The 7,490-nt window shown below is 67.9% G+C and carries 8 protein-coding genes; all 8 read left to right on the top strand.

Going from position 1 to position 7,490, the window contains the following annotated elements:
* Positions 1–19: 19 nt before the first annotated feature.
* Positions 20–379 (top strand): dihydroneopterin aldolase, encoded by a 360-nt coding sequence (gene folB, locus DWV11_RS07190; RefSeq protein ID WP_115788202.1) that lies wholly within the window; start codon positions 20–22, stop codon positions 377–379.
* Positions 376–942, top strand: coding sequence for a 2-amino-4-hydroxy-6-hydroxymethyldihydropteridine diphosphokinase (gene folK, locus DWV11_RS07195; RefSeq protein ID WP_115788203.1), 567 nt, complete (start codon positions 376–378; stop codon positions 940–942). The genes folB and folK overlap by 4 nt, the downstream gene beginning before the upstream one ends.
* The gene (locus DWV11_RS07200; RefSeq protein WP_115788204.1) at positions 939–1,460 is read left to right on the top strand and encodes a DUF3180 domain-containing protein; all 522 of its coding nucleotides are present in this window, start codon (positions 939–941) and stop codon (positions 1,458–1,460) included. Before folK ends, DWV11_RS07200 begins: the two co-directional genes overlap by 4 nt.
* Positions 1,441–1,953: a PH domain-containing protein gene (locus DWV11_RS07205; protein ID WP_115788205.1), complete on the top strand. Its 513-nt coding sequence runs from the start codon at positions 1,441–1,443 to the stop codon at positions 1,951–1,953. Before DWV11_RS07200 ends, DWV11_RS07205 begins: the two co-directional genes overlap by 20 nt.
* Before the next feature lie 10 nt (positions 1,954–1,963).
* Positions 1,964–3,481: a PH domain-containing protein gene (locus DWV11_RS07210; protein WP_245953484.1), complete on the top strand. Its 1,518-nt coding sequence runs from the start codon at positions 1,964–1,966 to the stop codon at positions 3,479–3,481.
* On the top strand, positions 3,474–4,406 hold the full coding sequence (locus DWV11_RS07215; RefSeq protein ID WP_115788207.1) for a Rossmann-like and DUF2520 domain-containing protein: 933 nt from the start codon (positions 3,474–3,476) through the stop codon (positions 4,404–4,406). Before DWV11_RS07210 ends, DWV11_RS07215 begins: the two co-directional genes overlap by 8 nt.
* 2 nt (positions 4,407–4,408) lie before the next feature.
* Positions 4,409–5,326, top strand: coding sequence for a pantoate--beta-alanine ligase (gene panC / locus DWV11_RS07220; RefSeq protein WP_115788208.1), 918 nt, complete (start codon positions 4,409–4,411; stop codon positions 5,324–5,326).
* Positions 5,327–5,433: 107 nt separating this feature from the next.
* On the top strand, positions 5,434–6,873 hold the full coding sequence (locus DWV11_RS07225) for a DHA2 family efflux MFS transporter permease subunit (protein WP_115788209.1): 1,440 nt from the start codon (positions 5,434–5,436) through the stop codon (positions 6,871–6,873).
* Positions 6,874–7,490 lie beyond the last annotated feature (617 nt).

Below are 7,490 nucleotides of genomic sequence, written 5' to 3' on the forward strand. Positions count from 1 at the left end.
ACTGAATGAGGGGAAGCGTTTGGACAAGATCACGCTGACGGGAGTCACCGCCGTCGGACACCACGGGGTGTTCGATTTCGAACGCCGTGAAGGGCAGCCCTTCGTGGTGGACGCGGTGCTGTACACGGATTTCTCCCAGGCGGCAGCAACGGACGACGTCGAACACACCGCGCACTACGGCGAAGTGGCGGAGTACATCGTGTCCGAAATCAGCGGTGAGCCGCTGAACCTGATCGAGGGGCTCGCGGTCCGCATCGCCGAAGGCATCCTTGCCGGCTACCAGGTGTCCGCCGTCGACGTCACCGTCCACAAGCCGAAGGCGCCCATCGAGGTGCCCTTCAGCGACGTGACGGTCAGCGTCCACCGGGAGCGCCCATGAGCGGACCCACCAAAGCCATCCTGGCGCTCGGCAGCAACCTGGGGGAGCGGAACGACACCCTGTCCACCGCGGTCGCGGACCTCGTGGACAGGCCCGAGGTGCGCCTGCTCGGCGTTTCCCCCATCGTCCAGACCAAGGCGGTAGGCGGGCCCGCGGGCCAGCCCGATTTCCTGAACATGGTGATCGCAGTCGAAACCACCCTGGGCCCGTACGAACTGCTCGAGCACTGCCACAGCGTCGAACAGAAGCACCACCGCGTCCGCGAGGTCCGCTGGGGTCCCCGGACCCTGGACGTTGACATCATCACCTACGGCGAACTGCGCAGCGATGACGAAGAACTCACCCTGCCGCACCCGCGGGCCGCGGAGCGCGCGTTCGTGCTCTACCCGTGGGCGCAGTTGGACCCGGCCGCGCGCCTGAACGGCGAAAGCGTGGCCGAACTCGCGGTGAAGGCGCAGGATTTCCCGGGGCTGCGGCCCTTCGACGGCTTCGACGGCGACAGCGCTGGAAGCAGCACGTCCGAGGCCGTCGCCGGCAGCGTTCCGGGGGTGGAGCCGGCATGAAAGCGATGCGCCCGATCGCCTTGCTGATCATCGCCGTCGTCCTTGCGGGCGCAGGCTGGCTGACGGTGGTCGCCACCAACCGCTACGGCCTGGCGTCGCCGGTCCTTCCGGCCTCGGCCCTCGTCACCATGGGCGTCATCGCCGCGATCACCCTCATCATGGGCATTCGCGTACTGCGGTGGCGCAACGGCAAGAAGAAGTCAATGCTGAACCCGATCCTGGCCGCACGGACGCTGATTCTGGCCCAGGCCTGCGCCTATGTCGGCGCCATGCTGCTGGGCTGGCATGCCGGGATCGTGGTGGAGCAACTGCGGATCTGGAACTTCCGCAGCGACCAGCCGGTCCTGTGGCTCGCCCTCATCATGGGCGGCGGCGGGCTGGTCATGGTGGTGGTGGGCCTGGTCGTCGAGCGATTCTGCCGCATCCCCCCGGAGGACCTGGAAGGCGGCGGAACGGCCGGAGGACCGCGGCGCGGAGACGCCAAGGGTGAAGGTGAGTATGCATACCTCCGCGATTGATCCACCCGGTATCGAATGGCAGCGGGTCTCATCGAAGTACGTGACCGTGCGGCTCGTCGAATGGGCCGTCGGCAACCTGCTGTTGGTGGCAGTGCTCAGCATCCCCCTCCTGTTCGTGCTTCTGGGTGGGTGGCAGTTTCCGCCGCTGTGGCTGGCTGCGATCGTTCCGGCGGCCATGTTCCTGCTCGCCCTCTGGCGACTCGTGCTGATCCCGCGCCAGGTCCGTGCCATCGGATACGCCGAACGCGACGAGGATCTCCTTATCCGCCGCGGCATCTTCTACCAGCGCACCATGGTGGTGCCCTACGGGCGCATGCAGTACGTCGACGTCGCCGTGGGCCCGGTCGAGCGGGCGCTGGGCCTGTGCACACTGAAGCTGCACACGGCGTCCCCCGGAACGAACGCCTTGCTGCCCGGGCTCCCGGCCGCCGAGGGCGCCCGCCTCCGCGAACAGCTCACCGCCCGCGGCGAAGCGCGACTGGCAGGTCTGTGAGCGGGTGTCCGTGGACGTGAACCGGGACCGGCCCGCCGTCGACGCCGACTGGCACCGCGTGCACCCGGCGTCGCCCTTCGTGCGGGGTTGGGTGGCGCTGGTCGCCGTCGTCGTCTTCTTCGGACGGGACATCTTCGAACGCGCGCTGCAAGGCCGCGAACTGGTCGACGAGGGCCTCAACGGGCGTATCCTGTGGCTCCTGGCCGGCGGCGCCGCATTGTTGTTGCTCACCGTGGCCGGCTTCGTCCTGAGCTGGTACTTCACGCGCTACCAGCTCAGCCAAGGCTACGTCCGCGTCAACACCGGGTTCCTCTTCAAGCAGCAGCGCCAGGCCCGGCTGGACCGGGTGCAGGCCATCGACATCGTGCAGCCGCTGCTGGCCCGGATCTTCGGGCTCGCCGAACTGAAGTTCGAGGTGGCCGACGCCGGCGAATCGGCCGTGCGCCTGGCGTACCTGCCGATCGAACAGGCCAAGCAGTTGCGCGCCACTATCCTGGGCCGGGCCGCGGGCGTGGCCGACGGCGCCGAAACCGCGCCCGTGCCGGAGGCGCCGGAGCATGTGGTCCTCAGTGTCCCGCACGGCCGGCTGGTTGGCTCCCTCCTGCTGAGCGAACAGAGTTTCTTCGTGGTCCTTGGCGCGATTGCCTCGGTGGTGTTCTCGGTGCTCACCGAATCCGGCGCCGTGGTCCTCTACCTGATCCCGGCGATCCTCGGCCTCGGCGCCGCGTACTGGAAGTCGTTCAACAAGGGCTTCAACTTCACCGCGGCGATCTCGCCCGACGGCATCCGGCTCCGCTACGGGCTGCTCGACACCCAGGCACAGACCGTTCCGCCGGGCCGGATCCAGGCCTTGCGGATCACCCAGCCGCCCCTGTGGCGGATCCTTGGCTGGTACCGCATCCAGGTCAACGTGGCCGGCTATGGCGGCAATCCGGGGAACGAGAACGCCGCCCGCACCACCTTGCTGCCCGTGGGCGGGATGGGTGAGGTCATGCAGACCCTCGCCCTCGTGCTGCCTGATCCCGGCACCCCGGACCCGTACCGGGTGTTCGCGGCGGCCGTGAACGGCCTGGATTCCGACGCCGGATTCACCACCACCCCGCGCCGGGCCCGCCTGATCGCCCCGCTGGGCTGGCGGCGCAACGCCTTCCTGGCCACCGGTACCGCCCTGCTGCTGCGCTCGGGCCGCTGGTGGCGGCAGCTGGTGCTCGTGCCGCACCAGCGCACCCAGTCCATGGCCCTGAGCCAGGGACCCCTTGCACGCCGCTTCGGGGTGGCGGACCTGGTGCTGCACACCACCGCCGGTCCCGTGGTGCCGCGGCTGATCCAGGCCGACGTCGGCGAGGCGGTGGCGTTGTTCGACCAGCAGGCCGCCCGCGCCAGGGAAGCCCGCAAACGCCAGACCAGCGAGCAATGGCTCGCGGAACTCTCACGGGCCGGCTCCCTGCCGGTGCCCGCGCCGTTGCAAGCAGTGCAGCGGCCCGCGAACGCAACCACGACAACCCAGGAGGAACCCCGCAATGGCTAGGCCCGGACGACTCGGCGTCGGAATCATCGGTGCCGGCAAGGTGGGCGCAGTGCTCGGTGCCGCCCTGCGCGGGGCCGAGCACGCCGTCGTCGGGGTGTCCGCAGTCTCGGAGGCCAGCCGGGAGCGCGCCGAAATCCTGCTGCCTGGCGTCCCGGTCCTGGAAATCCAGGAAATCGTGGAACGTTCAGAACTGGTCCTGCTCGCGGTCCCGGACGATGTGCTCGGCGGGCTCGTCGACGGACTGGCCAAGCTCGGTGCCTGGCAGCCGGGACAGCTGGTGGCGCATACCTCGGGCCGGTACGGCGTCGGGGTCCTGCAGCCTGTCCGTGCGGCCGGGGCGATTCCGCTCGCACTGCACCCGGCCATGACCTTCACCGGCATGAGCCTGGACCTGACCCGGCTCCAGGACTGCACTTTCGGGGTCACCGCGGACGCCGCGATGCTGCCGATCGGCCAGGCCCTGGTGATGGAAATGGGCGCCGAGCCCGTGGTCATCGCCGAGGCGGACCGCACCATCTACCACGCGGCCCTCGCCCACAGCTCGAACCACATGGCCACCCTCGTTGCGCAGGGCTCCCAATTGCTGCGTGAGATCGGGGTCGAGCAGCCGGAGAACATGCTCGGCCCGCTGCTGCGCGCGACCCTCGAAAACGCCCTCGCGTCCGGCGAATCCGCGCTGACCGGCCCGGTGGCGCGCGGCGACGCCGGCACTGTCGCCGACCACGTGCAGGCCCTGCGCGACCACGACGCCGCCGGCAGCGGCGATATCCTGCCGGCGTACATCGCGATGGCGCGCGCCACAGCGTTGCGCGCCGCGAAACGCGGACTGCTCACCGACGGGCAGTTCAGCGGGATCGACGCCGCACTCGGCGGCCCGGACACCTCCGGGCCGGGAACTGACGGCACCACCTCGGAAGGCAACTGACCATGGCAATCAAGCTCGTCACCACCGCGGCGGAACTGCGCGCCGAGGGCGCCCGGCTCCTGAAGGAAAAGGGCGGCAGCTCGCTCGGTTTCGTCCCCACCATGGGGGCCCTGCACTCCGGACACGCTACCCTTGCGCGCACCGCCGTCGCCGCCAACGACGTCACGGCCGCGTCCATCTTCGTGAATCCCCTGCAGTTCGGCGACGCCGTGGACCTGGACCGCTACCCGCGCACCCTCGAGGCGGACATGGACCTCCTCGACGCCGAGGGCGTGGACCTCGTGTTCGCACCCTCCGTCGAGGAGGTCTACCCGGACGGGCAGCCGCTGGTCCGCGTCACCTCCGGCCCGTTGGGCGAAAAGTGGGAGGGCGCCTCGCGTCCCGGACATTTCGACGGCGCGCTCACCGTGGTCGCGAAGCTGCTGCACTATGCCCTTCCAATCGGTGGGCTTCCGGCCGGTTCCGCGGCCGACGGCGGAGCTGCCGCGTACCGCGCCTACTTCGGCCAGAAGGACGCCCAGCAGCTCGCGCTCGTCCGCCGCATGGTGGCCGACCTGAACTTCCCGGTGGAGATCGTGGCCGTCCCCACGGTGCGTGCCGAGGACGGCCTGGCCCTGTCCAGCCGCAACCGCTTCCTCAGCGCGGAGGAACGAGAGGCGGCCCTTGTCCTCTCCCGTGCCCTTCGCCTGCTGGAGCAGCGCGCCGACGCCCACGAACCGCTGGACCTGCCCTCCGCCGTCGAACTTGTCCGCTCCCAGCCGCTCGTGGAACTGGACTACTTCGATGTCGTGGACCCCCGCACGCTCGAGCCGCTGGCCGAGAACTGCCAGGACACCCCGTTCCGCGGAGAAGGCCTCGCGATCATCGCCGCGAAGGTGGGCCCGGTCCGGCTGATAGACAACATTCCGCTGAATTCCTAAAACGAATTTGCTGTTGCCTGCTGACGGGAATGCGGCAGCGTCCTAGACTGTTGCAGTTTTCAAGGTTGATCTCCGGCCGACTCCGCACCCGAACCTGAGGGACCCTCATGTCTACCGACATCACGTCCGATGCCCACGGCAATCCCGTGCAGACCACAACCACAACAGAGAAGATGCCGCGCGAATCCGTCACGGTCATCGTCACTCTCCTGGTCGCCACCTTCGTGGTGATCCTCAACGAAACCATCATGAACGTTGCCCTGCAGCGGCTCATGACGGACCTCGCGGTCGACGCGCCCACCGTCCAGTGGCTGTCCACCGGCTTCATGCTCACCATGGCCGTGGTCATACCGACCACCGGCTTCATCCTGCAGCGCCTCACCACCCGTGCGGTGTTCCTGCTTGCCATGGGCCTGTTCAGCGGCGGAACGCTGCTGGCCGCCCTGGCGCCGGGATTCCTGGTGCTCCTGCTTGCACGGATCGTCCAGGCCAGCGGCACCGCGATCATGCTGCCGCTGCTGATGACCACCATCCTGACCTTGGTTCCGCTGTCCCGCCGCGGCGCCGTGATGGGCAACGTGACCATCGCGATCTCGGTGGCCCCCGCCCTCGGCCCGACCGTGTCAGGGATCATCCTGGACCACTTTTCCTGGCGGTTCATGTTCATCTTCGTGCTTCCCGTGGCCCTGGCTGCCTTGGGTATCGGCGCACGCTACCTGAGCAACGTCGGTGAGCAGGGCTCCATCAAGCTCGACTTCCTTTCCGTGCTGCTCACGGTGCCGGCTTTCGGCGGCGTGGTCTATGGCTTGAGCCAGATCGGCGGCAACGGCGGAGCCACCGCTGTGCCCTTGGCCGCACTCGCCATCGGCGTGGTCTGCCTGGCGGTGTTCGTGCTGCGCCAGCTGAAGCTGCAGAAGGAGGATTCACCGCTGCTGGACCTGCGCGCCTTCAATTTCCGCATGTTCACGGTGTCCACCCTGCTCATGGTGGTGGCCATGATGGCGCTCTTCGGCGGGGTCATCCTCCTGCCGCTGTACCTGCAGAACGTTCTCCACCTGCTGCCGATGGAAACCGGCCTCGCCCTGCTTCCCGGCGGCCTGGCAATGGGCATGCTGGGACCGGTCATCGGCCGGATCTTCGACAAGGTGGGTCCCCTGCCGCTCACCGTCACGGGCTCCATCCTGATGGTGCTCACCCTGTGGCAGTTCAGCACCTTGAACCAGTCCAGCCCGGTCTGGTGGGTGATCGTCCTGCATGTCGCGCTGAGCTTCGGCCTGGCGCTGCTGTTCACCCCCGCCTTCACCACCGGCCTGAACCCGTTGCCGCCGCACTTGTACTCGCACGGCTCGGCAATCATGAGCACCCTGCAGCAGGTGGCCGGCGCCGCCGGTACGGCTCTGCTGATTTCCATCTTCGCTGTCGTGTCCGCGGCGTCGGGATTCGTGGCCGGCATGCAGGCCGCCTTCTTCACGGCCGCCGTCATTGCAGTCATCGCCGTGGTGCTTTCCGCGATGATGCGCAAGACCGAAGGGGCAGCGGGACACTAAGGCGCCACCTTCCAGTCAGTACCCGATGGCGTTAGTGCACGACGGCGCCGCACACCAGTGGTGCGGCGCCGTCTGCATGTCCCGGCCGCGGCTGACAGGGCTTGACTGCCGCAGCCGGCCGCCGCCCCCGGTGGACATGTTCTTTCCGTGGGGGCGTGGGTTGGACATATCGCTGTTATGCGAGCTTTCCGTTGCACGAGCTGGACTTGTCCGGCGGATGTGAGCGGCTTCATAGAGGTGTTTTCGGGCCGCCCTGGTCCTTGGAATGGCCCGATTTCCCCCGTTTTCCCCGGTTTTCCGCGGAACCACTGGGCGAGGAGGAGCTGAGACGGCGATTTGCCGGGGTGCCGCCGGGGCGTGTAATGTTTTCTGAGTCGCCGCCGCTGAAGCGGAAAAATTGCGACAGACTCCCTTTCAAACGGAAGCCAATTACTGGTTCGCTTTACCGCGTCCGGTGGTGGTTCCGGGAGTATCCTGACTGTTTTGCCCCGCACGGTTTCCGGATTCCGGAAGTTGCGGCGGAGAGGCCGGTCTGGTAAGTTTGGAAAGTTGCTCCGGAGCGATCCTGAATGTTTGGTTTGGGTGGTGCCGGGTGTGTCTGTTGTTTGAGAACTCAA

Origin of the sequence: Arthrobacter silvisoli (assembly GCF_003369445.1) — a bacterium.
GTDB classification, from domain to species: domain Bacteria; phylum Actinomycetota; class Actinomycetes; order Actinomycetales; family Micrococcaceae; genus Arthrobacter; species Arthrobacter silvisoli.

Excerpts from the sequence above, each read along its gene's own strand:
- panC (WP_115788208.1), top strand. The coding sequence starts at position 4,409 with ATGGCAATCAAGCTCGTCACCACCGCGGCGGAACTGCGCGCCGAGGGC.
- DWV11_RS07205 (WP_115788205.1), top strand. The coding sequence starts at position 1,441 with ATGCATACCTCCGCGATTGATCCACCCGGTATCGAATGGCAGCGGGTC.
- DWV11_RS07215 (WP_115788207.1), top strand. The coding sequence starts at position 3,474 with ATGGCTAGGCCCGGACGACTCGGCGTCGGAATCATCGGTGCCGGCAAG.
- folK (WP_115788203.1), top strand. The coding sequence starts at position 376 with ATGAGCGGACCCACCAAAGCCATCCTGGCGCTCGGCAGCAACCTGGGG.
- DWV11_RS07200 (WP_115788204.1), top strand. The coding sequence starts at position 939 with ATGAAAGCGATGCGCCCGATCGCCTTGCTGATCATCGCCGTCGTCCTT.
- DWV11_RS07225 (WP_115788209.1), top strand. The coding sequence starts at position 5,434 with ATGTCTACCGACATCACGTCCGATGCCCACGGCAATCCCGTGCAGACC.